Genomic DNA, 25,282 nt, shown 5'->3' on the forward strand with positions numbered 1-25,282 from the left:
TTGTTTAGTATCCTTCGAGTTCGTACTTCCTGTGGTATCTTTTGATGTATTCTTCGATATTGCTGCTGTCGTTCAGGATGGTAATGTATTCCTCTTTGGTGCGGAAGCCGTCTTGTATGGTGTTTCCGCGCGACTCGATGGTTTTTATGTTCTGGAGTTTGTAACCCAAGAAATCTGTATGTGGAAGCCCCCTGTAATCGGCTGCAGGTATGACATCGAAATTATCCTCTTTCTGTCCTTTCGGAGTGACATAGATAGTCACTTCACCCATTTGATAAGGAACCGGTTTTTTCGCCGGATCTGTCATATACGGGATATAGTCCTGATGTTGGCTTGGTTTGATAAGCCTTTCGGTGAATGCCTCTTTCGTCGTTTGGCCTGCCATCTCTGTAATCGTATTTCCTGTTGTCAATGTATTTTTGGCCGAGGATAATAAGAGTGCGATGACTACAAAGGCGGTTACGATCATTCCCGATTTAGGAAAGATAGTTTGCTCTTTGCGGATAAGCGACAGGAAAAATATAATCCCCAGAAAGGCCGTTCCATATAAATGACCATATGCAAACCGGAAATCGGGCGCCGATAAGTGCCAGAAGATAATACTTAATAGGGCTGCGCCATATGTTATATAGAGGTATCGGGATATTTTTCTTTTCAGCAAGAAAGTAAGCAATGCCAGAATTGGCGAGATGATAACGATACCATATATAATGCAGGCGATAACGCTTTCGAAGTAGGTTATTTGCCCGTGTTTGACATTTTCGAAAAATGTCTTTGTTAAGATGAAAGGTGAATTATACATTATTTCGGCCCAGGCATTTACATGTATTTGCTGCAATAGGGCTGTGGCGTAAGGCATCTTCCAGTCGGGATTGAAGATGTCTACTTGCGGCAAAGGGTATACCAAATAGCCCGATACATAATAATTACGCACGCACCACAAACCGATTAACAATGTCCCCGTAAGAAGTAAAAACGAAAATTCACGAAATTGCTTTTTCTTCATCAGGTAGATGAGCGGCACGAGGCATAATAGGCATAATACGGCAGACGAAACCTTTATCGTTACCATAGCTACCAGCACAAGGCAGATAAACAGCGGCTTGCGCACCAGCCAGTCGGGTTCGAATACGGTGCGGGCGAATATATAGAAGATACACAAACTGGGTAGTATATCGGTGTTGCTGTCTGAGATTGCCTTATTGTTGTTCAAAAACATCAGGAACATCAGAACGAGCAGAATCAGCCATTGGATATTGAATTTCGATCGGAACAATTTAACCAGACACCAGCAAAGTATCAGTGCGAAAAGCAGGGCTTGCGTGGGATAAATAGCCTCGCCGAACAGAAAGCGAAAAGTGAATATGGCTGATAGGAGCATATAGTTCGAGTTGAATCCGAAGCGATCTTCGATATTACCTAACCCGGGAACTACTGCGTATTCTTCATTCCAGCGGATATGCTGGTAATGGTAATAGGAAGCATCGTAGAATGATGACGACCAGATGATAAATGTGGCAATGGAGAATATCGACAGGATAATTAATACCTTTTGTGTGCGGGATAATGTGTTATATTTAGCTTTTACCCCTTTGACGATAGCCGATAAATGACTGCGGTTGACTATCCAGTAGATGATAGCAATGACGATATACGACAGCAATATATATTGATTGGACGGGAGCCAGAGAGACGTCAGCGAAAGCGGTATCAGGACAAAGCACATTCCTAAGATAAATGTGTCGAGGATTCCGTATGCTTCTTTATTATTACAGATTTTATTATACAGCCTGATACATATATCTCCCGCCGAAAAAAAAACGAAAAAGATGACAAGCCACGATAAAATAATTGCAATCATTCAGTTTGGTTATTTTTTACCGCACAAAGGTAATGTTTTTGACGCTTAATTATGAATCCTTCGTCTTATATATAGGTATTATTTTGTTTAACAAAATGTAAAGAAACGCAAATTGTATCGCGCCCATTGGCAGCCAGAAGCGCAAATCTATCGGGCTCGCGAAGACCGTAGAGGCATAGTACAGCAACCCGAATATGGTTAATGCCCAAAAGGTTTTCTTCTCACCGGATTCCCATTTCATTCGTTTGCGGAAGACGATAGCTGCCACACTTACGCAGGCTATTACAATCCATATAATAAGGTGCGAAACGGTTATGGTTTCTGCTACAAATTGTTGGTAAATCGGATGCTTGGCGCTTTTGTTTGTTTCAACGGGAAGATTATACCATTTGCAGATATTTTCTGCCCTGATGGGCGTATAGCTGCCGATGGGGCCTCGCCTGTCGGGGTAGAAAATGTGTCTGCTGTTGGGCAGATAATAATGCTGCATAAACAATAGCGGATGTTTCCTGATGAGGTAGGTGCCGTAGTCCTTGTATAATCCGCTCCCTAACTTTACCCACGAAGTAGCATATGGCGTTTGCGTTTGCTGCATATAATAAAACATATATTGTTTCAGCGGGAGTTCGTTGGTCCACATAAAGGCAAAAGTCGGGCCGTTGCTTGTCTTCTCTGATATCACGTCCTTGTGCATCAGCATAACGTAATGCAGTTCTTGCATACGGCGGTCTTTTATATCTTCCGGCTTGATATCGGTGTAAGGAATGACGTGCATCCCGTTGTTAGCCATCTGCCAGCCGTCGAACCCTGTCGAAAACTGATCCAATCCTGTCGTTTCCTTCATGCTGTTCCTGATTTGCTGGTAGAAAAAACAGGTAACAACTATTGTTGCGGCAATGGAGAACCAGCGCATTTTCCCTTTGATGGTGACAAAGAAAGCTATGAAAAGGATAGGGAATATCATTGCCGAATAGCGGATGTGCAGCGTAAACAGTAATAAGATGGAAAAAAAGATAAGTGCTCCCCAGCTTTGTTTCTTCAAAACGAAAATGAAGGCTGCCAACAGCATATATACCATAGCAGCAAAGAGCAAGTCGCTCAGCATCGTGTTTGCCATGTAAAAGGCACAAGGGCTGAAAACGAAAAAGAGGAGCATCCCGTACCATACCCATTTATTGGCGGGGCGGAAGAAGTATTTTATAGTGAAAGCAAAGACTGATGCCGAAATAAAGTATACCAGCATTTGCGTTACGAATATAGCATGTATACTCGACGAGAAAGCATGTACTATCTGCAGGAAAAAAGAATACCCGAAAGGCCTGTAAAATATAAAAGTATCCTCTGCCGCTGCCGACACATAAGTTGCCGAATCCTCTATGGTAGCGGGGTAGGGATAACAGATTTTGATTACTACAAAACCGATTATGCACGATAGGAGAAGGATAAGCCAATCTGTCCGTTGCTCTTTCGATTTCAGGTATTTGCGGAACGAAATGCCATTCGTTGTATCTGCTTTCATATAATTGAGGTGGAGGTTTTTTTGATGGGAGATTTATAGAAAAGAAGGACTACTCGCCATATTGAAATAGTCCTTCTTTAAATTATTTAGACTTCTAAATTGATGTCGAATTTTTCGTGCCAAGGAAGTCCTTGCTTATTCATTTGCTCCATAAACGGGTCGGGATCGAATTCCTCTACGTTGAACACACCCGGTTTGCGCCATTTACCCTGCATGAACAGCATCGCGCCGATAGTTGCCGGAACACCCGTCGTATAACTTACGCCCTGTGCGCCTGTTTCTTTATAAGCAGCCTCGTGCGAGCAGTTGTTGTATACATAGTAAGTGCGTTCTTTGCCATCTTTCAATCCGCGTATGCGGCAACCGATAGAGGTCATACCCGTATAATTTTCTCCCAGTTCGCCCGGATCAGGTAATACCGCTTTCAGGAATTGGATAGGAACTATCTCAACACCATTGTATATAACCGGATCGATGCGTGCCATACCTATATTCTGTATCACGCGCAAGTGTGTCAGGTATTCCTGCCCGAAAGTCATCCAGAAGCGTGCCCGTTTGAGGGTAGGGTAGTTCTTGACGAGCGATTCCAACTCTTCGTGATAGATAACATACGACTCTTTCGGCCCGATTTCGGGATAATCGATCGGCTTATGTATTTCGTGCGGTTCGGTTTCCACCCATTTGCCGTTTTCCCAATACTTACCTTTCTGGGTAACCTCGCGGATATTGATTTCGGGGTTGAAATTAGTGGCAAAGGCCTTGCCATGATCCCCGGCATTGCAGTCTACAATATCGAGATATTGCATCTCATCGAAATAATGTTTGGCGGCATAAGCTGTGAAAACACTTGTTGCACCCGGGTCGAATCCGCATCCGAGTATGGCAGTCAATCCGGCTTCTTTGAAGCGGTCTTGGTATGCCCATTGCCATTTATATTCGTATTTAGCTTCATCTTTAGGCTCATAATTGGCTGTGTCGAGATAATTGACACCGCAAGCCAGACAAGCATCCATGATGGTCAGATCCTGATAAGGCAATGCTACATTGATCACCAATTCGGGTTTATGTTTTTTGAATAAGTTAATTAACTCTTCCACATTATCGGCATCAACCTGATCGGTTTGTATTTTATTGCCGCCTATTTTGGCCGCAATGGCATCGCACTTTGCTTTAGTCCTGCTGGCAAGAACGATTTCGGTGAATACGTCGCTGTTTTGCGCCACTTTGTACGCTACTACCGTGCCTACACCTCCTGCGCCTATGATTAAAACTTTTCCCATTTCTGTTTTATCTTTTTAACATTTTAGTTACCCACTGTTAATTAAAACTAAGTGTACTTAGTTTTTTCTTTTGCAAAAGTAAAATTAAAAATTTATATTCTGTATATTTGCTGAGCATTTCAAAAAAAGAATATGCTTCTTTGATAAAAACGGTCGATCTTCAACCTTTATTCATCTAAAAATCCTAAATTAGCGAATTTAGTATATTGAATCCGAATTTGCAATATCTTCGAAGATATATCTGTAAATTCTATGGGTTGCATTGAATAGTTTTTATATAAACCTTTTCGTGATAGATTTTGTTTAGGCAAGAAGAGGGTGAAAAAATAATTGAACAATTAGCAAAACAAAATAATAATATTAAGCCTATGTCACAGAAAATTGGACATATCTCGCAGATAATCGGACCGGTAGTGGACGTTCGTTTCGATACGACAAACCCTGCAGTCGATCTGCCTGAGATTAATGACGCTCTGGAAGTAAAAAGACCTGATGGACGTACCCTGATCCTCGAAGTGAAACAGCATATCGGCGAAGATACTGTTCGTACGGTTGCGATGGACAGTACCGACGGATTGCGTCGCGAACTGGAGGTGATAGCGTTGGGTTCTCCTATAAAGATGCCGACAGGAACGCAGGTAAAAGGCCGTTTGATGAATGTCACGGGCGATGCCATAGATGGCATGGAGACGTTAGACAAGAAAGATGGCGCACCTATCCACCGTCCGGCACCTAAATTCGAAGAACTGGAAGCGAGCCGCGAAGTCCTGTTTACAGGAATCAAGGTTATCGACTTGCTTGCCCCTTACGCCAAAGGAGGTAAAGTCGGGTTGTTCGGTGGTGCGGGTGTAGGTAAGACCGTATTGATTATGGAGCTTATCAACAACATCGCCAAAAAGCACAACGGATATTCGGTTTTCGCCGGAGTAGGAGAGCGTACCCGCGAGGGAAACGACTTGCTTCGCGAGATGATAGAATCGGAAGTTATCCGCTACGGAAAAGAATTTGAAGAAAGCATGGCTCAGGGTAACTGGGACTTGTCGAAAGTAGATAAAGAAGAACTCGAAAAATCACAGATATCGCTGGTATTCGGACAGATGAACGAGCCTCCGGGTGCGCGTTCCGACGTAGCCTTGTCAGGCCTTACCGTTGCCGAATCGTTCCGCGACGCTAAGGACGGACCGAAAGATATCCTGCTGTTTATCGACAATATCTTCCGTTTCACGCAAGCAGGTTCGGAAGTATCCGCACTCTTGGGGCGTATGCCTTCGGCAGTAGGTTATCAACCGACATTGGCTACCGAAATGGGAGCGATGCAGGAACGTATCACCTCTACCAAATCGGGCTCTATCACATCGGTGCAGGCGGTATATGTACCGGCCGATGACTTGACTGACCCTGCTCCGGCTACTACATTTACCCACTTGGATGCAACGACGGTGCTCGACCGTAAGATTACGGAATTAGGTATCTATCCGGCGGTGGACCCGCTCGGTTCTACATCGCGAAGCCTCGATGCGGCTGTTGTGGGCGACGAGCATTACAATACAGCACAGCAGGTGAAACAAATTCTTCAGCGCTACAAGGAATTGCAGGATATTATTGCCATCCTCGGTATGGAAGAACTTTCGGATGATGACAGATTGGTTGTGAATCGCGCTCGCCGTGTACAACGTTTCTTGTCTCAGCCGTTTAATGTGGCAGAGCAATTTACCGGAGTACCGGGTGTGATTGTCGATATTCAGGATACGATAAAAGGCTTCAAGATGATTCTCAACGGAGAAGTCGATGACCTTCCGGAACAGGCTTTCCTGAATGTGGGTACAATCGAACAGGCTATGGAAAAAGGTAAGAAGATATTGGCTCAGGCTGCTGGTTAAATAAAAGACTATGAATAATCAGGAATTACAATTAAATATTATATCGCCGGAGAAAAAGTTATTCTCGGGGGCAGTTACATCTGTTGTGATTCCCGGGATTTCAGGACTTTTCGGTGTATATGCCAATCACGCGCCATTGGTATCGCCTATGACTGCCGGAGTAATCACTTACACCACCGCAGGCAAGGAAGAAACCATCGAAGTGAAAGGCGGCGTAGCCGAAGTGAATCAGAATGTTGTAACTATCTGCGTATCTTGATGAATTTACTAAAGATAAGGTTGATCTCAGGAATGGTTGGCTACGCTTTGGTTGCAGGGGCGATAGTCGCAGCAGTATTGAACCATTTGCAACATATGATCAGCTGGAGTTCTTTTTTTGCAATTATACTCTTTTTTCTGTTTGTCGAAGTGGTGAATATCCAATTGGTATCGGCGGGCAGCCAGAAAAAAGATAAGAAGAAACTGATCAACATTTATATGTTGACGAAGGTTATAAAAGTAGTGCTTTCTTTGTTTTTTGTGCTGTTTTATGTTATTCTGAACAAAGGAAGCGACCTGAAAACCTTTATAATAGTATTTGTTGTTTTTTATATATTGTTTCTTTTAGCCGAATTATTCGCTTTTTCGAGGATAGAGAAACATATTAAAGCAAATGAGAATAATGAATAATTATCTGAAATATATTGTACTGACCTGTGTGTTATTGATGGCTTCTCTGCCTTCAGTATATGCCGCAGGAGGTACAAGCGAAGACGGGAAAGTAGATGTAACCGGCATGGTAATGGATCACGTGAGCGACGGCTACGAGTGGCATATCGCTACGTGGAACGATACGCATATCAGTATCCCGTTACCTGTTATCTTATACAGTGAGCAAACCGGATTTCACACGTTCCTTTCGTCACATTTCCACCACGGAACAGAAGCCTATAATGGCTTTTATATAGCCCAGTCGGGAGATTATAAAGGTAAAATTGTAGAAAAAAATGCTGCTGGAGAAGAAATTCGCCCGTGGGATATTTCCATTACAAAAAATACATTGTCCTTGATGATGGGTAGTATATTGCTCCTTATCATTATATTGGGTGTAGCGCGTTGGTACAAGAAAAACAGTAAATCGGAAGTGCCTGTAGCACCAAAAGGCTTTGTCGGCTTTATGGAGATGTTTATCATGGATTTGGTTGATAATATGATCAAGCCATGTATCGGTAAGAATTACCGGAAATTTACACCCTACTTGTTGACAGCGTTTTTCTTTATCTTCCTGAATAACTTGATGGGATTGATTCCTATCTTTCCGGGAGGAGCGAATGTAACGGGTAATATTTCGGTAACTGTTGTTCTGGCATTATTTACTTTCTTTATGGTAAACTTTTTCGGAACAAAAGAATATTGGAAAGAGATCTTTTGGCCTGATGTTCCGGTATGGTTGAAGTCTCCCATCATGCCGATTATGCCTGTAATTGAGTTGGTAGGAGTATTTACCAAGCCATTCGCCTTGATGATCCGTCTTTTTGCGAATATCTTGGCAGGTCACTCGATTGTATTGGGATTGATGAGTTTGATATTCGTTACCGCAAGTATGGGAGCGGCAGTATCCGGCTCAATGACTTTTGTCTCGGTGCTGATGACGATTTTTATGAATATTGTAGAATTATTGGTTGCTTATATCCAGGCATATGTATTTACTATGTTGTCGGCTGTCTTTATTGGTCTGGCACAGGTAGAACCACATCATGCCAAAGAAAAACATTGATACGGAAAAAATAAAATATTGAAAATAAATTAAATCGTTTAAATAACTAAAAATTAGAAAACTATGTTATTATCTACTTTAGCAGTATTATTGCAAGCAGTAGCCGGAGCAGGTCTGGCTCAGTTAGGTGCAGCTCTTGGAGCAGGTTTAGCCGCTATCGGAGCAGGTATAGGTATCGGTAAAATCGGTGGTTCGGCAATGGAAGGTATTGCACGTCAGCCCGAAGCAAGTGGCGATATTCGTATGTCTATGATTATTGCTGCCGCCCTTATCGAAGGTGTAGCTCTGTTTGCTGTAGTTGTATGTTTCCTTGCGTTGGGATAATGAATAACAGAAAAATATGCAATTATTAAAACCTGAATTTGGTCTTGTATTCTGGATGCTGTTATGCTTCGGCGTGGTATTCTTTGTACTTGCTAAATACGGATTCCCCGTTATCACCAAAATGGTGAACGACCGTAAAGCGTACATCGACGATTCGCTCGAAGCGGCTCACAAAGCCAATGAACAACTGGCATCGATAAAACAACAGAGCGAAGAAATTCTCTCATCGGCGAAGACTGAACAGGGCAAAATCTTGAAAGAAGCAGCCGAAACGCGCGACCGCATTATTGCTGAGGCGCGCGATCAGGCTAAAGCTGCGGGACAAAAAGAATTGGACGAAATCCGCCTGCAAATACAAGCCGAAAAGGAACAGGCTATCCGCGACATCCGTCGTCAGGTAGCCGAACTTTCGGTAGACGTAGCGCAGAAAGTGCTCCGCGATTCTTTGAAGGACCCTAAAGAACAAATGTCAATGATTGATCGCTTAGTTGATGAGGCTCTCGTATCTAAATCTTAATGAGTTATGAATGTAGGAATGATTTCGAAGCGATATGCTAAAGCATTGCTGGAATATGCAATAGACGAAAAATCCGAAGACAAGGTGTATTCGGAGATGAAACTGTTGGCAAAACAATTTGCTGCTGTTCCGCGGTTGCGTATGGCGATGGATAATCCTACGCTGGCTGTGCAAGATAAGTTGAGTCTGGTGAAGGCTGCGCTCGACAACAAAACGACTCCTGTATTCGATAATTTTGTCCAACTCGTGCTCAAACAACGCCGGGAATCCTATCTGCAATCGATGGCGCTTTCCTATGGCGACTTGTATTGCGAGTTGAAACATATCAATACCGGTCGTTTGGTCACGGCTACGCCTGTCGATAAAAAGATTGCGGACAAGATGAAAGCATTGGTGCAGCAGGTGAAACAGGGCGATATCGACTTCGAGTCGGCTGTCGACCCCGATATAGAAGGCGGTTTTGTCCTCTATTTCGATACCTACCGCTACGATGCCAGCGTGCGCACGCAGCTCAACAGGATAAAACAACAACTTATGGCCGACAATGCCCAATCGTAACTTATACTCATAATGTATAATTAAAGAAAAATTATGTCTGAAAATATAAAAGCCAGCGAAGTCTCCGAAATATTGAAAATGCAATTGGAGAAAATCGACAGCCAGGTTCAGTTCGACGAGGTTGGTACGGTTCTCTATGTCGGAGACGGAGTTATTCGTGTATATGGGCTGAAAAATGCAGAGGCAAACGAATTGCTCGAGTTCGACAACGGCATCCGTGCTGTGGTGATGAACCTCGAGGAAGACAATGTCGGAGCTGTGTTGTTAGGCCCGTCGGATCAGATTAAAGAAGGATTTACCGTGAAACGTACCGGACGCATTGCCTCTATCAAGGTAGGCGATGGTATGCTGGGGCGTGTAATTACTCCTTTCGGTGATCCGTTAGACGGTAAAGGCCCGATTACAGGCGAGATGCTGGAAATGCCGCTGGAGCGTAAAGCGCCGGGGGTACTCTATCGTCAGCCCGTAACGCAACCTTTACAGACAGGTATCAAAGCGATAGACTCGATGATACCTATCGGAAAAGGACAACGCGAGTTGATTATCGGTGACCGCCAGACGGGTAAAACATCTATCGCCATCGATACTATCATAAACCAGAAAGCCGCTTACGAAGCCGGCAATCCGGTGTATTGTATCTATGTGGCTATCGGTCAGAAAGCATCTACCGTAGCCAATATCGTGCAGACACTCAAGGATAAAGGGGCGATGGACTACACCATCGTTGTCTCCGGTACAGCTGCCGAACCTGCTGCCGTGCAGTATTTCGCAGCCTTTGCAGGAGCATCTATCGGCGAGTATTTCCGCGATACCGGCCGTCATGCCTTAGTCGTTTACGATGACTTGTCCAAGCAGGCGGTAGCCTATCGCGAGGTGTCGTTAATTCTTCGCCGTCCTCCGGGACGTGAGGCCTATCCGGGTGATATATTCTACCTTCACTCTCGCCTACTTGAGCGTGCTGCCAAAATTATCGGCCAGCAAGAGGTCGCAGAGCAAATGAACGACCTTCCGGACGACTTGAAAGGAAAAGTCAAAGGTGGCGGTTCGCTTACGGCTTTGCCTATTATCGAAACGCAGGCGGGTGACGTATCGGCTTATATCCCGACGAACGTAATTTCGATTACCGACGGACAGATATTCCTCGATGTGGACTTGTTCAACTCGGGACTTCGCCCTGCGATTGACGTAGGTATCTCTGTATCCCGTGTGGGAGGCTCGGCTCAGATAAAAGCGATGAAGAAGGTTGCCGGAACATTGAAAATAGATCAGGCTCAATACCGCGAACTGGAGGCATTTGCCAAATTCGGTAGCGATATGGACCCCGTTACGGCAATGACCATCAATAAAGGGCAGAAGAATACGCAGTTGCTTGTTCAGCCGCAACATTCGCCTATGCCGGTAGAGAAACAGATTGCTATCCTCTATTGTGGTACGCATGGTCTGTTGAAGGATGTACCTACGGAAATGGTGCTCGATTTTGAGAAAGCATTTTTGCGCAACCTCGAGATGAATCACCAGCAAGATGTGTTGGATGTGCTGAGGTCGGGTAAAATCGACGAGTCGGTTGAGAAAATATTGGAGAAAGTAGCAGACGATACTGCAGCTCTATATAAAAATTAGTTGAATTATGGCATCTTTGAAGGAAATAAAAGGCAGGATAAACTCGGTACGGAGCACACGTAAGATTACGTCGGCTATGAAGATGATTGCATCGGCTAAGTTGCGTAAGGCACAGACGGCTATCACGAACTTTTTGCCTTATCAGGAAAAGCTGGATGCCATCTTGAACCGTCTGCTGTCTTCGGATACTTCCTACGATTCGCCTTTCATCGCGAAACGCGAGGTAAAGCGCGTCGGTATTGTTGCTTTTTCTTCCAATTCGAGTATGTGTGGTGGCTTCAACTCTAATATTATCAAGGAGTTCAGGGCAACCTACACGAAATATGAGAATTTAGGAAAGGAAAACATCCTGATATATCCTGTCGGTAAGAAGATTGCCGATGCTGTGAAGAAACTTCAACTTACGGCGCAAGGCGATTACATCGGAATGGCGGACGCCCCTTCGTATGAGGAGGTGCAGGAATTAGCAAAGGATTTGATAACCAAATTTGCCGGTGAAGAGGTGGATGAAATCGTACTGATATACTTCCATTTCAAATCTACCGGTTCGCAATTGCTGATGAACAAAGTATACCTGCCTTTCGAATTTGCATCGGAAGATGAGGTGGCAGAAAAGGATAGCGGCTATCAGCCCGACTATATCTACGAGCCGTCGAAAAAGGAAATTCTGGATTCGTTGATTCCGAATGTTCTTTATTCGCGCCTCTTTGCTGCTTTGCTCGATTCCAACGCATCGGAGCATGCTGCCCGTGTGATGGCTATGCAGATTGCTACGGACAACGCTAACGATTTGCTGTACGATTTGGGTATTCAGTATAATAAAACACGCCAGCAAGCTGTTACAAACGAATTGTTAGATATTATCGGCGGGGCTTCGGCTTTGCAGGGATAATACAATAAACACGCTTATTATCGACGAGGGTTGCCGGATTCTTTCCGACAACCTTTGTTGTTTGTGTTATATTCCTTACTTTTGGGACTGAATAATAACTTTAAAAAATCTAATACCCGATGACAACACTTAGCCCTCCGCGCGAGCGTATTGTTTTCCTTGACTATCTGCGTGTTTTTGCCTGTTTTATGGTGATTGTAGTACATGCCTGCGAATTCTTTTATATCGGCGAAAATTCAAGCATCTCTATTGCTCCGGGCGATGGACTATGGGTATCGTATATAGACGGGGCGATGCGGGCGGCTGTTCCGCTTTTCATCATGACGTCGAGCTATTTGTTGCTGCCATTGAAGGTTTCGCCGGGACAGTTTTATAGGAGGCGCTTTGTGCGTGTGTTGGTTCCGTTTATTGTCTGGCTGTTGATGTATGCCTGTCTCCCTGCCGTATGGGGCGATTTTACGGGAGACGACGTAGTAGCTAATCTTAAACGCTTGATTTTCAACTTTACGGATAATGCAGGACATTTGTGGTATGTCTATATGTTAATCGGGATATACCTCTTCATGCCTATATTGTCTCCGTGGTTGGAGAAAACGAGCCGCAAGTTCGAGCTGACTGTACTGCTTATCTGGTTTGCTACGACTTTCTATCACTACGTCAAGCTGATAAGTCCCGAGTATATCTTTGGAGAAGCTCTCTGGAACGAATTTAGTTCTATCTATTACTTTTCGGGCTATATTGGCTACGTAATACTGGCGCATTATATACGCGAACATATTAACTGGCCTGCGGCTAAAATGCGCATTGTAGGTATCGCTTCGTTCCTGATAGGCTATTTTGCTACGACCGAAGTGTTCAACCATTTCATGGGCAACACGGAAGATATAATGATGCTGGAAATCAGCTGGCGCTTCTGTACGCCGAATGTAGCTTTGATGGCTTTCGGAATATTCCTGGTCTTCAAAACATTCAATGCGGGGAAAGGGACGTTTTATTCGTGGATAAATGACACTTCCAAATTGAGTTACGGCATGTATCTGATGCATATATTCTATCTGATATTGATGTATAATCTGGTGCATGAGCACCTATCTACACCGCTGACGATTGTTGTTATCGCTGTATCTACATTCCTGCTGTGTTATCTGACCTGCAAGTTGATATCTTTTCTGCCAAAAAGTAAATATATTATAGGATAAAAATTGACGAGGGCTGCCGGAAACGGTGGCCTTTTATTTCATTTATCCGCGCATTAATTTATACAATTATTATACTTTTTTTGCTTTTTAATCTATATCTTTGCCACTCAACTATATATAAACAGCATAATATCTGATTGATGACAATTTACGAAACTCAGAAGAAAGAACTGTATCAACTTCTCGAATATGGAAATTATAACCAGCTGTTGAAACGGATTATAGATTTCACTCTCGACACAGATGATATAAAACATTACCGCAATACCTTATATTTTATCGATTGGCTCGAGCGTAATCCGCAGGCGGAATTGAAAGATCCGTTCGAGACTATCCTTGTCGAGTTATTCCGCACACTGGATGCGAAAGCATACGACGAGGCTCCGCATACCCTTGTCTCTATCGAGAATTTGATACGTTCGTACAAAAATTCGGGCTTTGCTCTCGGACCTATCAGCTTCGAGATCAGGGAGCGCCAGATTATCGGTCTGGTGGGAGAGAACGGTAATGGTAAAACGACTTTGCTGCGTGCTTTATGCGGCGAGTTGCAGCCTACTGCGGGACAGATAAAATATCTCTTCCTGCACGAAGATACTTACGACTTGCGTTCGCACCTGATATATATTCCGCAACGTACGGCTACATGGCACGGATCGTTGCTCTCGAACCTGAAATTTGCTGCATCTACCTACGGTATAGTGGGCGAGATGAATGAGTTGACGGTACAACTCATTATTGCCCGTATGGGATTGCGCAAGTATCGCGGTTATAAATGGAAAAACCTGTCGTCGGGTTATAAGATGCGTTTCGAACTGGCGCGGGCATTGCTCCGTAAGCCGAAATTGCTGTTGATAGACGAGCCGTTGGCCAACCTCGATATTCTGGCGCAGCAGATTGTATTGGATGATTTCAGGGATATTGCCCGTTCGCCTTTCAATCCGGTGGGTATTGTATTGAGTTCGCAGCAACTCTACGAGGTGGAAAAAACATCGGATGATGTGATATTCCTGAAAAACGGTACACCGCGAAATCTGATTAATCCTGCGGATGGAGTAGATGTAGAATATACCGAAGTGCCGAAATTCATTGTCGAATTCGAAACGGATTGGAATATGGAACAGATAGGTCAGGCGATGAAGATTCTGGGGCTCGACCGCTTGGAGATGAATGGTGGTACGTATGTTGCCAGCTTCCCGGCAATGGTCACTACCGAATCGTTCCTGCGCCATGTGCTCGATCTTCAGATGCCGTTGACGTATTTCCGCAACATATCACGTTCTACACGCAGATTTTTCCTTTCTTAAAAACAATAAACCGATGATAAACAAAATACAACGATATTTATTAGAAAACTATCCATTGCTGTGGAACATACGTTTGTTTCCGGTGATGCTCATTATAGTGGTGGCCAACGTGATGTTCTTCCTATTCGGATATTGGAGCACCAATACGGTTTTCGACAGTTCATACTATTACTCTTTCTTAGACGGAGACGGCATTTTCCTGCTGTATTTTTCCAGTATTTTTATCGGAGTCCTCGTTTTTGTAGGGTGGCTGGTATTTTACATGCGCAATAATGCATTCAGGATTTATTATCCGCGAACAACGCTTCAGCTTTATGCCGAATGGTTGCTGATCTTTGTTATCTGTGCCGGAATTTCGGTGATACCCTTCTCTATGACAAAGGGTTGCCTTACGAAATGGCAGGCGGTGACGTCGGTAAAGGAGGCTCAGAAAGCATTGGATATTATAGAAAAAGTGCGGATATTAGTACCGTCAGATACGTATTATTATAGCTATTCATCCGATAGTGACAAACCTATTCCTATTCCGAAAGATATGCCGTTGAATCTGGATACGCTCGATCTGGATAATTATTCAATTCAGTACGATTCGGATGGTCAGTTCACGGTGAACGGTTATAATGGGGCGTCGTTACTTTTCTACAAGAAAAATCATTACTCTTATTATTCTTCATATAATGAAGAGAAAGATCCGGAGTATGTAAAACAACAGAAGGCTATAGCCGAAGTGAAATCCTGGCTGGCGAATGAGCGTAAAGACAGCATTTACAGCCTGATGAAGGAATATATGGCATTGGTAAAGAAACACGATGTGAAGGTGAATCTGACTGCCGATACCTGGTTCGACAGGATATATAATCCGCCGTTTTATCCGGTGGATGTTCATACAGTAATTAATGAAGATGCTCCATCGGAATATTATTCTTCTTACTATGACGATGATTATTACCGGCCGTCTCTTTCACTCTCTTACCTCGAAGGTGGCTATAAAAAAGTGGTCGACAGTCACGAAGATACAGCTGTGATGGAATATATTCTCTTGACTTGTCTTTGCTTCTCGCTGGGCTTCTCGGTGTTGGTATTTTCGGCGCGCGTGACTACAGGGAAGAAGTGGTTGAAAGCCTTTGTTATACTCGGTATTATGGTGTTGCTTATAAGCCTGTTTACGGGAGTACTGGCGCTTATATCTATCTTTAGCGATAGCGAGGTGACTGGGATGCTTGTATTCGGATTCTGGCTATTCCTCTTTATTGCTATCCTTATTTATCTGATAAATAAAATAGTATCCAATTCGAACCGAAACCATTCGAATGTTGCTGTTAACTTCTTCCTTTGGCTGATGCCTGCAATGATTCCGTTGATTTTCTTCCTGTATATCCTTTTTACGGAGCTCAATTACGGCTATTATTCCCGTTATGATGAATATGGAAATTATGTCGACCGCGTAAGGTTCGAAGACTATATCGATGTCATGTTGTGGGTGAATCTGATAATCATGTTCTTGGCGATGGTACCGACCTGTATATTGATAAAGAAATGGAAAGGTCTTCCGGACGAATAAAATATAAAGGGCTACCCAATCGGGTAGTCCTTTGTTTTCTACATAAAAAATACACTGAGGCTTCTTGCGCCTTGCGCGCCCCGCACCATAACCGCTCCGATGTCGGCAGTGGCCGATGGGCCTAACATGAAGCAACTGTAATGATTCGATTCCAGTTCCACATGGCTATATGCCTCATACATGTCGCGCACCATTTTGACCGGATCGAGGAGGATAATCAGGTGCTGCGAAAGAAATCCGAGCGAGGTGATATGCATATCTTTTCCTGTTATATACACCATTCCTGTTTCTGAAACACCAAAACGGGCGCGGATAATGCCGACGTCCACATCATTCAGCTCGTGTGGATCTGTTATCTGGCTCAGATCTTTATTTCCTTTTATTTCAGGGGTAGTCGAGCAGATTACCTTTGCATCGGGGTGAAGCTGATGTATAAGTCTCTCCGCCTCCTCCCTGCTGTGTATATTGTGCCATGTTCCGGCCGCTTCGACGAGATTTTCTTTGAACTCGTCCAAGATGGGTTTCTTGCTTTTTGCAAAAGCGGGTATCTGGGGATAAGGATGCGCGTCCTTCGGCTTATTCTGCCGTATAGCTCCCATTATGAGGTCTTTTGTACTATTCATGGCTGTCTTCCTTTCTGTTCTTTAAATACCAGTCGCGGAATGTCTCTTTGCTCAATGTGAGCATTTCGCGATCATCCTTGTTTGTCCATGGATTCAGTTTGCTGTATATCAGGAAATCGGGTACAAGCGGCAATACTTTGCTCCCTACATGTTCGGCTATGCGGAACAAGGATGGATGTTGGAATACCTCTCCTGCTGCCCTGAACAGGACTGAATGCATCTTCGGCATATAACCTTTGGCATATACCACTTCGCGCCATTTATATATCTGGTCGGCAATATCTATTTTTACCGGGCACACTTCCGAGCAAGAACCGCAGAGAGAAGAATGGAACGGCAGTTCGCTGTATTTTTCCAGATCGAATGTCGGGCTGAGAATAATTCCGATAGGCCCCGAGTAAGTAGACTCGTACGATAGTCCTCCGCTCCGGCGATAGACAGGGCAGGTATTCATACATGCCCCGCAACGGATGCATTTGAGCGAATGCCAGAAATCTTTTTCGCCCAGCCGTTTGCTTCGTCCGTTATCGGTGAGGATGATATGCAATTCGCTTCCTTGTCGCGGCCCGGTGAAATGGGATGTATATTGGGTGGCAGGCGTTCCCAGCGCACTGCGCGAGAGCAGCCGGATAAATACACCCAGATCTTCCACTTTGGGCAAAAGCTTTTCTATGCCGATACTAGCAATGTGTATCGGCGGGACGGATGCCCCGATGTCGGCATTCCCTTCGTTGGTGCAGACAACAAATGAGCCGGTTTCGGCAATCGCAAAATTGGCACCTGTCATACCGGCTCCGGCTTTCAGGAATTTCGGGCGGGCATTGTTGCGCATAGCCTCGGCCAATGAATGCGGATCGTCATCATTAGGGTCGGTACCTATCTTTTCGGCGAAGAGTTTGGCTACATCTTCGGTTGTCTTTTCTATGGCGGGCATAACGATGTGGGCAGGACGTTCGCCGCTTAGCTGCTGTATACGCTCGCCTAAGTCGGTTTCGGTTACTTCTATCCCTTTCGATTCGAGGAATGGAGTCATGCCGCATTCCTCTTGTAGCATCGATTTACTCTTGATAATGGCAGTAACCTTTCTGCTGTCGAGTATGCTGTATACAATCTCGTTATGCTCTTGTGCATCGCTTGCCCAATGGACAATTGCACCTTGTTTGGTCGCATTCTTCTCGAACATTTCGAGGTAATGGTCGAGATTGCTGAGCGTGTGCTCCTTGATTTGCGATGCCAGTTCGCGCAACTCTTCCCATTCGGGGATAGTGGCAGCTATTTTATCCCTTTTGATGCGGGCATTCCACAGATTTTTGTCATGCTCTTTTTCGTGGATATTATCTTTGTGGATAAATTCAGCTGAGTTTTTGGTGACGTTTACTATTTTTTCCATTGTTCTTTTTATTTAAAAGGTCCGCCATTCAATACCTGTGCAATGTGCAGAAACGGGATGTGTGTGACACCGTTTTTGTGGGCTACACTCATCTGGTGCATCAGGCACGACATATCGGGAGAGACTACATATTCGGCTCCGCTGGCGACATAATCTTCTACCTTGTCGTGTCCCATCTTGGCACTTACAGCTTCGTCTGTTACACAAAATGTACCACCGAATCCGCAACATTCGTCGGGGCGGCTTAGCTCAACCAGTTCGAGCCCATCGACTAATTGCAGCAAGTCGGCAGATTTGTTGAATGGCTTGCCCATCCGCTCGGAAGGCTTTGCGATGTTTAATCCCCGTATCGAGCTGCAACTGTTGTGCAATGCTACTTTATAGGGGAAAGAGATTCCCGGGAAGGATTTTATTTTCAGTATATCGTGCAGAAATTCTACTAATTCGTAGGTCTTTTCCCTGACGTGCTTCACCTCGTCGGTCTGTTCCAGCTTATCGTAATGTACACGTACCTGTTTCACGCAACTGCCGGCAGGGCCTATGATGTAGTCGAAGTCCTTGAAATTCTTGACAAATAGCTCTTCGGCAGCCTTGGCGCTTTCGAAATCCCCTTCGTTGGTCATAGGTTGTCCGCAACAAGTTTGTTCGAGGGGGAAACCAACGTCTAATCCTAATTTTTCTAACAATTCGAGCGTTGCAATGCCTACTTCGGGATATATGGCGTCGATGTAACAGGGAATGAATAATCCTATTTTCATAATATTGATCTTTTGTTGACTATACTTGATTAGTAAACAATGCATCGGAGGTAATAGTTCTTTATTTCGGGCTTTTTGTATGAGTGGCTGATACATATAGGCATAGAAATAGGAGTGAAGTACCCGCAAAAAGCGCCTGACAAATAGTATATGTTAATTATTTTTCTCAAAAAAGGCCTATCTAATTGTAATAATGCATATATTTATGCCCGAATAGAAACGTTCTGATATAATTAATCCTCCTCTATTAAAAGTTTATTCAAAATAATCATTCTATGAAGAAAAATTTAATCATCGCTTTACTATTTACAGTTTCGGTACTGTTTATGGTTTCTTGTGGCGACAAATACAAGTACGAAAGTGTACCGAATGATCCGTTGAATACACGCATCTATACGCTGGATAACGGTATGAAAGTTTATCTGTCTGTAAATAAGGATAAACCGCGTATACAAACTTATATTGGTGTGCGTGTCGGAGGCAAAAATGATCCGTCGGAAACGACAGGATTAGCTCACTACCTCGAACACCTGTTATTTAAAGGAACTAAGCATTTCGGGACGACCGATTATGCAGCCGAAGAACCTTTCCTGAATCAGATAGAAGCTTTGTACGAAACATACCGCCAGACTGACGATATGGCTGAGCGTAAGGCTATCTATGCGCAAATAGACAGTATCTCGCAATTGGCGGCAGCTATCGCTATCCCGAATGAGTATGACAAACTGATGTCGGCCATCGGCGCGCAGGGTACGAATGCTTTTACATCTTATGATGTGACGGCTTATGAAGAAGATATTCCGGCAAATGAAATCGAGAACTGGGCGATGATTCAGGCTGACCGTTTCAAGAATCCTGTTCTGCGCCTTTTCCATACGGAATTGGAAACCGTGTATGAAGAGTATAACAGAAGCTTGACAAGCGACGGACGCAAGGTGCGTGAGGCCATGTTCAACGGCTTGTACCCACACCATCCGTATGGGAAGCAAACCGTTTTGGGAAGCCAGGAACACCTGAAAAATCCTTCGATAACCAATATCAAGAATTTCTTAGAAACATATTATGTGCCTAATAACATGGCTGTGTGTATGGCGGGAGATTTTGACCCGGATAAGGTGATCGAGATCATCGACAAATATTTTGGCGATATGCAACGTAAAGATGTGCCTGAACTGAAGACTGATGCAGAAACGCCTATTAGCAGCCCCGTTGTGAAGGAAGTGGTAGGCCTCGAGGCTGAAAATATAACCATCGCTTTCCGCACACCGGGAGCGAATACCAAAGATGCTGTAATGCTCGAACTGATCGATTATATCCTAACGAATGGAAAAGCAGGACTTATCGATTTGAACCTGAATCAAAAGCAAAAGATGCTGCGGGCAGGAAGTTATGCCATGAATAATGCCGACTATGGTGCTTTGGTATTATACGGAACACCAAAAGCCGGACAAACGTTGGATGAGGCGAAAGAGTTGCTTCTCGGACAATTGGATGTACTGAAAAAAGGCGAATTTGACGAGAAGCTGCTGGCTGCGGTCATCAACAACTTCAAACTCAACCAATACTACCAGATGCAAGAGCCTTCGTATGCTGCACGTGTGCAGTTGAATGCTTTTGTGTATAATATCAACTGGGAGGATGAAGTGAATAAGGTAGACTACCAGTCTAAACTGACTAAGCAGGATATCGTCGATTTCTGTAATAAATCCTTCAACGATAATTATGTGGTTGTGTATAAGAAACAAGGTGCGCCTTCGGACGAAAAGATCGATAAACCGTCTCTCACGCCGATACCTACCAACCGCAACTCGGAAAGCCAGTTCCTCGCAGATATCAAAGCGCGTGAGGTGACGCCTATCGAGCCTGTATTTGTAGATTACAGCAAGGATTTGGATAAACTGAAAGCGAAGAACGATATCGAGGTTCTTTACAAACAGAATACAACAAACCCACTCTTCTCGATGTATTATGTATTCGAGATGGGCAACAAGAACGATAAGGCATTGGGTACAGCTTTCCAATACCTGAATTATCTCGGTACATCGACCAAGACGGCAGAAGAAATTAAGAGTGAGCTGTATGATTTGGCATGTTCGTTCGGTGTTAATTCTACCAGCGACCGTGTGTATGTATATATCTCTGGTTTGAGCGAAAACTTCGACAAAGCGATGGCATTACTCGAAGATCGTTTGGCCGATGCACAGGTCGATATGGAGGCATATAAGAACCTATCGATGAATGTGCTGAAAAGCCGTATGGATGCAAAAGCCAATCAGAGTGCCAACTTCCAGCGTTTGATGGTTTATACTCAATGGGGGCCGAAATCTCCGGTGACTAATATATTGTCCGAAAAAGAATTGAATAGCATGAATCCTCAGGTATTAGTCGACAAGATTAAAAGCCTGAAAGAATATCAGCACACTATCATGTACTACGGGCCGTTAGCACAGGACGAATTGCTCGACAAACTGAATAAGAATCATGCTGTTGCCGATCAATTGAAAGCCGTTCCGGAAGCAGTGAAATTCGTAGAACAGGAAACAAAAGAACCGAAGGTGTACGTGGCAAACTATGATGCCAAACAGATTTTGATGGCAGCTATGCACAAAGGTGGAAAGTATGATGCTTCTATCGAGCCTGTACGTCAATTGTATAACGAATATTTCGGCGGTGGAATGAACAGTATCGTATTCCAGGAAATGCGCGAAGCCAGAGCGTTGGCTTATACGGCATGGGCCGGTTATAGCTCGCCTTCCGATCCGGAGTATTCTTATTACCTGAGCACATATATTGGTACGCAGACAGATAAGATGACGGATGCCACCGACGCGTTCAATGAAATATTGAATAACCTCCCTCAGTCGGAAAAAGCGTTTGATATAGCAAAAGAAAATATTATAACACGCATCCGTACAGAGCGTGTCCTCCGCGAAGATATTTTGTGGTCGTATATGAATGCTAAGAAATGGAACAGGACGGAAGATACACGCAAAGCTGTATTCGAAAAAGTTCCTACACTGACATTGGGTGATGTTACTAAATTCCAGGAAGAATATATCAAAAACAAGCCGCTAACCTATTCTATTTTGGGTAATACCAAAGATATCAATATGGGTGCTTTGAACAAGATAGGAAAGGTGACAATGTTGAAACAAGACGAGATATTCGGCTATTAATCCGATATTGAACAATCTTATAAAAGTAAAAGGGATCTCCGATGGGGATTCCTTTACTTTTTTTGCGGGATAATTATCTATTATTTCATACATTTGGGACTGAAAACGGTAAAGTACAATATATCGTGGGTATCTATATCCTTATCATCATTGTCCTCTATTTCGGAGTATTGCTCCTTATCTCACACCTGACAAGCAGGCGGTCGGATAATGATGCTTTCTTCCTTGCCAACAGGCAATCGCCTTGGTATCTGGTCGCTATCGGCATGATAGGCGCTTCCATTTCGGGGGTGACTTTTATCTCCGTTCCGGGAGTTGTAGGCAATATAGATATGACCTATATGCAGATGGTGCTGGGCTTTATCCCCGGCTACCTGATTGTGGCCTATGTCCTCTTGCCCTTATATTATAAATTGCAACTCACGACTATATACGGCTATCTGGAGCAACGCTTCGGGCAATATTCGTATAAAACGGGGGCTTCCTTCTTCATCCTCTCCCGCATAATAGGCTCGGCAGCAAAGCTCTATCTGGTGGTGCTGGTCTTACAAACGCTGGTCTTCGACCAATGGAACGTACCTTTCCCCGTGACGGTGGCATGCATCATTGCTATGATATGGCTCTATACGCATCGCAGCGGGATAAAGACAATCGTCTGGACTGATACGTTGCAGACAATCTGTGTTGTAGTGGCCGTGATATTGATTATCTATCAGGTGGCAAGCCAGTTAGGGATGGGTACTGTGGATATTTTTCGCACCGTTGTCGAGAATGAACATTCACGCATATTCGTCTTCGACGATTGGGCGTCTACGCAGAACTTCTTCAAACAGTTTTTTAGCGGTATATTGATTGTGATTGTGATGACCGGGCTGGATCAGGACATGATGCAGAAAAACCTGACTATCCGCACGCTGAAGGATGCCCAGAAGAATATGATATTCTCCGGCATATCCTTTACGCCTTTGAACCTGCTGTTTATGGGTTTAGGGGTATTGTTGCTGGTGTATGCCTCTGCGCGTGGTATTGCTTTGCCTGAAAAGACGGACGAAATACTGCCGTATATTGTGACCAATTATCTGGGTGTTCCCGCTTTGATTTGTTTCACTATCGGCATTATCGCCTCCTCCTTTGCCAATGCCGATTCGGCGCTGACCTCGCTGACGACTACCGTATGCGTAGACTTGTTAGGTATCGGGAAAAGGGACGACAAAGCCTCTCAGAAGCTTCGCCGCCTGGTGCACGCACTGATGAGTATCGTCTTTCTGTTTGTGATTCTCATCATCCATCTTGTGGGGCAGAATAATGTTCTCGACACCATATACAAGGCAGCATCCTATACCTATGGGCCTTTGCTCGGGTTATTCTTTTACGGGCTGTTTACGAAAAAAACGCCACGGGATGCGCTTGTGCCTGTCGTTTGTGTCCTTGCGCCGGCGCTATGCTTCGTTGTAGACTGGTATTTGTTAAAATATTTCGGATATAAAGTGGGGTATGAGATACTCTTGTTCAATGGCCTGATTACCGTGCTGGGCTTATGGTTGCTTTCGTTGAACAGGCCTTTGGCGGAGAGAAAGAATCTTTAAAAGCCATTAAAATATCCGTCCAAGATAAAGCAATAAGATATTTTGTATTAAATTTGCACAAAGTATATAGTTATGTGCAATAATTAACGTATGTCGATTAACAAAACCCGAAATACACTCATCGAAGTAGCCAGGCAGTTATTTGCCAAGCTGGGCGTTGAAAATACGACTATGAACGATATTGCCGTCGCTTCGCACAAAGGGCGGCGTACGCTGTATACATACTTCAACAACAAAAACGAGGTCTATCAGGCCGTACTCGAATCCGAGCTCGAACAGATGTTGCAATCCTTGCAAGAGGTGGCAGCAGCCAATCTCCCGGCCGATGAAAAACTCCTGCTCTTTTTCAAGACACGTTTCGATATTGTGAAGAAGGTCGTTGCCCGTAACGGGACGCTCAAAGCCGACTTCTTCCGCGATATCTGGCGGGTGCAGTATGTGCGCAAGGCATACGACAACAAAGAGATAGAAGTAATCAAGGATATACTCGACAATGGCGTGAAAGAGGGTGTTCTGGAGATGCCCGATACACACATCATAGCCGAGATATTGCACCATGCGCTGAAAGGGTTGGAACTGCCTTATCTGCGTGGGCAAATCGGTTCGCGCGACCAGTCGGACGAGACGGATAGGAATATTGCTTATCTTATTTACGAAGGAATAAAGAAGAAGAAAACAAATACTTAAATCATTCATTTTTAATCTGAACAAATTATGAAATTATTAGAAGGAAAGACTGCCATCATTACAGGAGCAGCGCGCGGTATCGGTAAAGCTATTGCCTTGAAATATGCTGAACAAGGAGCTAATATTGCATTCACCGATTTAGCTATCGATGACAATGCAAAGGCTACTGAAGCTGAAATCGCTAAACTCGGCGTGAAGGTGAAAGGCTATGCTTCGAATGCGGCAGACTTTGACGATACACACAAGGTAGTAGAAGAGATTATCAAAGATTTCGGACAGGTAGATATCCTTATCAACAATGCCGGTATCACACGTGATGGTTTGATGATGCGTATGACAGAACAGCAATGGGATATGGTAATCAATATCAACCTGAAATCGGCTTTCAACTTCATTCATGCGCTTACTCCGGTATTTATGAAACAAAAAAGCGGTAATATTATCAATATGAGTTCGGTGGTAGGACTTTCGGGAAATGCGGGACAAACAAACTACTCGGCTTCTAAAGCTGGTATGATTGGTTTGGCTAAATCTATTGCCAAAGAACTCGGTTCGCGCGGAGTACGTGCCAACTGTATTTGTCCGGGCTTTATCATTACCGAAATGACAGGTGTATTGCCTGAAGACGTGAAAAAGAAATGGGCAGAGCAAATTCCGCTTCGCCGTGGAGGAACTCCTGAGGATGTAGCCAATGTAGCCGTATTCTTAGGTTCAGACCTTTCGTCGTACGTTACAGGACAAGCTATCCCTGTCTGCGGCGGTATGAATATGTAATAATAGCTGATTAGCAT

General features: G+C 44.1%; 22 protein-coding genes. 16 read left to right on the forward strand and 6 right to left on the reverse strand.

Features of this window, described 5'->3' with window-relative positions; translation table 11 throughout:
- Positions 1-4 precede the first annotated feature (4 nt).
- The 3 genes from D0T66_RS04770 to D0T66_RS04780 all read right to left on the reverse strand — a co-directional run bounded on the left by D0T66_RS04770 (position 5) and on the right by D0T66_RS04780 (position 4,660).
- A complete protein-coding gene (locus tag D0T66_RS04770; RefSeq protein ID WP_163356100.1) occupies positions 5-1,861 on the reverse strand; it encodes a hypothetical protein in 1,857 nt (618 codons plus the stop codon).
- Between the two features lie 49 nt (positions 1,862-1,910).
- Positions 1,911-3,380: a glycosyltransferase family 39 protein gene (locus tag D0T66_RS04775; protein ID WP_163356101.1), complete on the reverse strand. Its 1,470-nt coding sequence runs from the start codon at positions 3,378-3,380 to the stop codon at positions 1,911-1,913.
- 86 nt (positions 3,381-3,466) lie between these two features.
- A complete protein-coding gene (locus D0T66_RS04780; RefSeq protein ID WP_163356102.1) occupies positions 3,467-4,660 on the reverse strand; it encodes a saccharopine dehydrogenase family protein in 1,194 nt (397 codons plus the stop codon).
- 368 nt (positions 4,661-5,028) lie between these two features.
- Between D0T66_RS04780 and atpD the strand changes: the two genes are divergently transcribed.
- From atpD to D0T66_RS04840, 12 genes are all read left to right on the forward strand, one after another.
- Positions 5,029-6,540 carry a F0F1 ATP synthase subunit beta gene (atpD, locus tag D0T66_RS04785; RefSeq protein WP_163356103.1) on the forward strand — a complete coding sequence of 504 codons (1,512 nt, stop codon included), beginning with the start codon at positions 5,029-5,031 and terminating at the stop codon, positions 6,538-6,540.
- 10 nt (positions 6,541-6,550) lie between these two features.
- On the forward strand, positions 6,551-6,799 hold the full coding sequence (atpC, locus tag D0T66_RS04790) for an ATP synthase F1 subunit epsilon (RefSeq protein WP_163356104.1): 249 nt from the start codon (positions 6,551-6,553) through the stop codon (positions 6,797-6,799).
- Positions 6,796-7,209: a hypothetical protein gene (locus tag D0T66_RS04795; RefSeq protein ID WP_221412175.1), complete on the forward strand. Its 414-nt coding sequence runs from the start codon at positions 6,796-6,798 to the stop codon at positions 7,207-7,209. Before atpC ends, D0T66_RS04795 begins: the two co-directional genes overlap by 4 nt.
- A complete protein-coding gene (atpB, locus tag D0T66_RS04800) occupies positions 7,193-8,296 on the forward strand; it encodes a F0F1 ATP synthase subunit A (protein WP_163356106.1) in 1,104 nt (367 codons plus the stop codon). Before D0T66_RS04795 ends, atpB begins: the two co-directional genes overlap by 17 nt.
- Before the next feature lie 63 nt (positions 8,297-8,359).
- Positions 8,360-8,620 carry an ATP synthase F0 subunit C gene (atpE, locus tag D0T66_RS04805; RefSeq protein ID WP_163356107.1) on the forward strand — a complete coding sequence of 87 codons (261 nt, stop codon included), beginning with the start codon at positions 8,360-8,362 and terminating at the stop codon, positions 8,618-8,620.
- Positions 8,621-8,636: 16 nt separating this feature from the next.
- On the forward strand, positions 8,637-9,137 hold the full coding sequence (atpF, locus tag D0T66_RS04810) for a F0F1 ATP synthase subunit B (protein ID WP_163356108.1): 501 nt from the start codon (positions 8,637-8,639) through the stop codon (positions 9,135-9,137).
- 6 nt (positions 9,138-9,143) lie between these two features.
- Positions 9,144-9,695: a F0F1 ATP synthase subunit delta gene (locus tag D0T66_RS04815; protein ID WP_163356109.1), complete on the forward strand. Its 552-nt coding sequence runs from the start codon at positions 9,144-9,146 to the stop codon at positions 9,693-9,695.
- Positions 9,696-9,728: 33 nt separating this feature from the next.
- Positions 9,729-11,315 (forward strand): F0F1 ATP synthase subunit alpha, encoded by a 1,587-nt coding sequence (gene atpA / locus D0T66_RS04820; RefSeq protein WP_163356110.1) that lies wholly within the window; start codon positions 9,729-9,731, stop codon positions 11,313-11,315.
- A 7-nt stretch (positions 11,316-11,322) separates the two neighbouring features.
- Entirely contained in the window at positions 11,323-12,207 is an 885-nt protein-coding gene (locus tag D0T66_RS04825) for a F0F1 ATP synthase subunit gamma (protein ID WP_163356111.1), read from the forward strand.
- A 119-nt stretch (positions 12,208-12,326) separates the two neighbouring features.
- Positions 12,327-13,406 carry an acyltransferase gene (locus tag D0T66_RS04830; protein ID WP_163356112.1) on the forward strand — a complete coding sequence of 360 codons (1,080 nt, stop codon included), beginning with the start codon at positions 12,327-12,329 and terminating at the stop codon, positions 13,404-13,406.
- A 140-nt stretch (positions 13,407-13,546) separates the two neighbouring features.
- Positions 13,547-14,710 carry an ATP-binding cassette domain-containing protein gene (locus D0T66_RS04835; RefSeq protein ID WP_163356113.1) on the forward strand — a complete coding sequence of 388 codons (1,164 nt, stop codon included), beginning with the start codon at positions 13,547-13,549 and terminating at the stop codon, positions 14,708-14,710.
- Positions 14,711-14,723: 13 nt separating this feature from the next.
- Positions 14,724-16,271 (forward strand): YfhO family protein, encoded by a 1,548-nt coding sequence (locus tag D0T66_RS04840; protein WP_163356114.1) that lies wholly within the window; start codon positions 14,724-14,726, stop codon positions 16,269-16,271.
- A gap of 38 nt (positions 16,272-16,309) precedes the next feature.
- Here D0T66_RS04840 and D0T66_RS04845 read toward each other — a convergent pair whose 3' ends face one another.
- Genes D0T66_RS04845 through D0T66_RS04855 form a run of 3 tightly spaced genes read right to left on the reverse strand, consistent with a single transcriptional unit; the run spans position 16,310 to position 19,042 of the window.
- On the reverse strand, positions 16,310-16,894 hold the full coding sequence (locus tag D0T66_RS04845) for an LUD domain-containing protein (protein ID WP_163356115.1): 585 nt from the start codon (positions 16,892-16,894) through the stop codon (positions 16,310-16,312).
- Positions 16,887-18,284, reverse strand: a complete 1,398-nt coding sequence (locus D0T66_RS04850) for a lactate utilization protein B (RefSeq protein WP_163356116.1) — start codon at positions 18,282-18,284, stop codon at positions 16,887-16,889. The genes D0T66_RS04845 and D0T66_RS04850 overlap by 8 nt, the downstream gene beginning before the upstream one ends.
- A gap of 8 nt (positions 18,285-18,292) precedes the next feature.
- The gene (locus D0T66_RS04855) at positions 18,293-19,042 is read right to left on the reverse strand and encodes a (Fe-S)-binding protein (RefSeq protein ID WP_163356117.1); all 750 of its coding nucleotides are present in this window, start codon (positions 19,040-19,042) and stop codon (positions 18,293-18,295) included.
- A 275-nt stretch (positions 19,043-19,317) separates the two neighbouring features.
- Between D0T66_RS04855 and D0T66_RS04860 the strand changes: the two genes are divergently transcribed.
- The 4 genes from D0T66_RS04860 (at position 19,318) to fabG (ending at position 25,265) form a co-directional block, all read left to right on the forward strand.
- Entirely contained in the window at positions 19,318-22,218 is a 2,901-nt protein-coding gene (locus D0T66_RS04860; RefSeq protein ID WP_163356118.1) for a pitrilysin family protein, read from the forward strand.
- A gap of 122 nt (positions 22,219-22,340) precedes the next feature.
- Positions 22,341-23,804, forward strand: a complete 1,464-nt coding sequence (locus D0T66_RS04865) for a sodium:solute symporter (RefSeq protein ID WP_370520763.1) — start codon at positions 22,341-22,343, stop codon at positions 23,802-23,804.
- 90 nt (positions 23,805-23,894) lie between these two features.
- Positions 23,895-24,491, forward strand: a complete 597-nt coding sequence (locus D0T66_RS04870; protein WP_163356120.1) for a TetR/AcrR family transcriptional regulator — start codon at positions 23,895-23,897, stop codon at positions 24,489-24,491.
- Between the two features lie 27 nt (positions 24,492-24,518).
- Entirely contained in the window at positions 24,519-25,265 is a 747-nt protein-coding gene (gene fabG / locus D0T66_RS04875) for a 3-oxoacyl-[acyl-carrier-protein] reductase (RefSeq protein ID WP_163356121.1), read from the forward strand.
- The last annotated feature ends 17 nt before the right edge of the window (positions 25,266-25,282 follow it).

Source organism: Dysgonomonas sp. 25 (assembly GCF_010501075.1).
GTDB lineage: Bacteria > Bacteroidota > Bacteroidia > Bacteroidales > Dysgonomonadaceae > Dysgonomonas.

Coding starts and splice junctions, on each gene's coding strand:
- D0T66_RS04770 (WP_163356100.1), bottom strand. CDS start 1,861: ATGATTGCAATTATTTTATCGTGGCTTGTCATCTTTTTCGTTTTTTTT.
- D0T66_RS04775 (WP_163356101.1), bottom strand. CDS start 3,380: ATGAAAGCAGATACAACGAATGGCATTTCGTTCCGCAAATACCTGAAA.
- D0T66_RS04780 (WP_163356102.1), bottom strand. CDS start 4,660: ATGGGAAAAGTTTTAATCATAGGCGCAGGAGGTGTAGGCACGGTAGTA.
- atpD (WP_163356103.1), top strand. CDS start 5,029: ATGTCACAGAAAATTGGACATATCTCGCAGATAATCGGACCGGTAGTG.
- atpC (WP_163356104.1), top strand. CDS start 6,551: ATGAATAATCAGGAATTACAATTAAATATTATATCGCCGGAGAAAAAG.
- atpB (WP_163356106.1), top strand. CDS start 7,193: ATGAGAATAATGAATAATTATCTGAAATATATTGTACTGACCTGTGTG.
- atpE (WP_163356107.1), top strand. CDS start 8,360: ATGTTATTATCTACTTTAGCAGTATTATTGCAAGCAGTAGCCGGAGCA.
- atpF (WP_163356108.1), top strand. CDS start 8,637: ATGCAATTATTAAAACCTGAATTTGGTCTTGTATTCTGGATGCTGTTA.
- D0T66_RS04815 (WP_163356109.1), top strand. CDS start 9,144: ATGAATGTAGGAATGATTTCGAAGCGATATGCTAAAGCATTGCTGGAA.
- atpA (WP_163356110.1), top strand. CDS start 9,729: ATGTCTGAAAATATAAAAGCCAGCGAAGTCTCCGAAATATTGAAAATG.
- D0T66_RS04825 (WP_163356111.1), top strand. CDS start 11,323: ATGGCATCTTTGAAGGAAATAAAAGGCAGGATAAACTCGGTACGGAGC.
- D0T66_RS04830 (WP_163356112.1), top strand. CDS start 12,327: ATGACAACACTTAGCCCTCCGCGCGAGCGTATTGTTTTCCTTGACTAT.
- D0T66_RS04835 (WP_163356113.1), top strand. CDS start 13,547: ATGACAATTTACGAAACTCAGAAGAAAGAACTGTATCAACTTCTCGAA.
- D0T66_RS04840 (WP_163356114.1), top strand. CDS start 14,724: ATGATAAACAAAATACAACGATATTTATTAGAAAACTATCCATTGCTG.
- D0T66_RS04845 (WP_163356115.1), bottom strand. CDS start 16,894: ATGAATAGTACAAAAGACCTCATAATGGGAGCTATACGGCAGAATAAG.
- D0T66_RS04850 (WP_163356116.1), bottom strand. CDS start 18,284: ATGGAAAAAATAGTAAACGTCACCAAAAACTCAGCTGAATTTATCCAC.
- D0T66_RS04855 (WP_163356117.1), bottom strand. CDS start 19,042: ATGAAAATAGGATTATTCATTCCCTGTTACATCGACGCCATATATCCC.
- D0T66_RS04860 (WP_163356118.1), top strand. CDS start 19,318: ATGAAGAAAAATTTAATCATCGCTTTACTATTTACAGTTTCGGTACTG.
- D0T66_RS04870 (WP_163356120.1), top strand. CDS start 23,895: ATGTCGATTAACAAAACCCGAAATACACTCATCGAAGTAGCCAGGCAG.
- fabG (WP_163356121.1), top strand. CDS start 24,519: ATGAAATTATTAGAAGGAAAGACTGCCATCATTACAGGAGCAGCGCGC.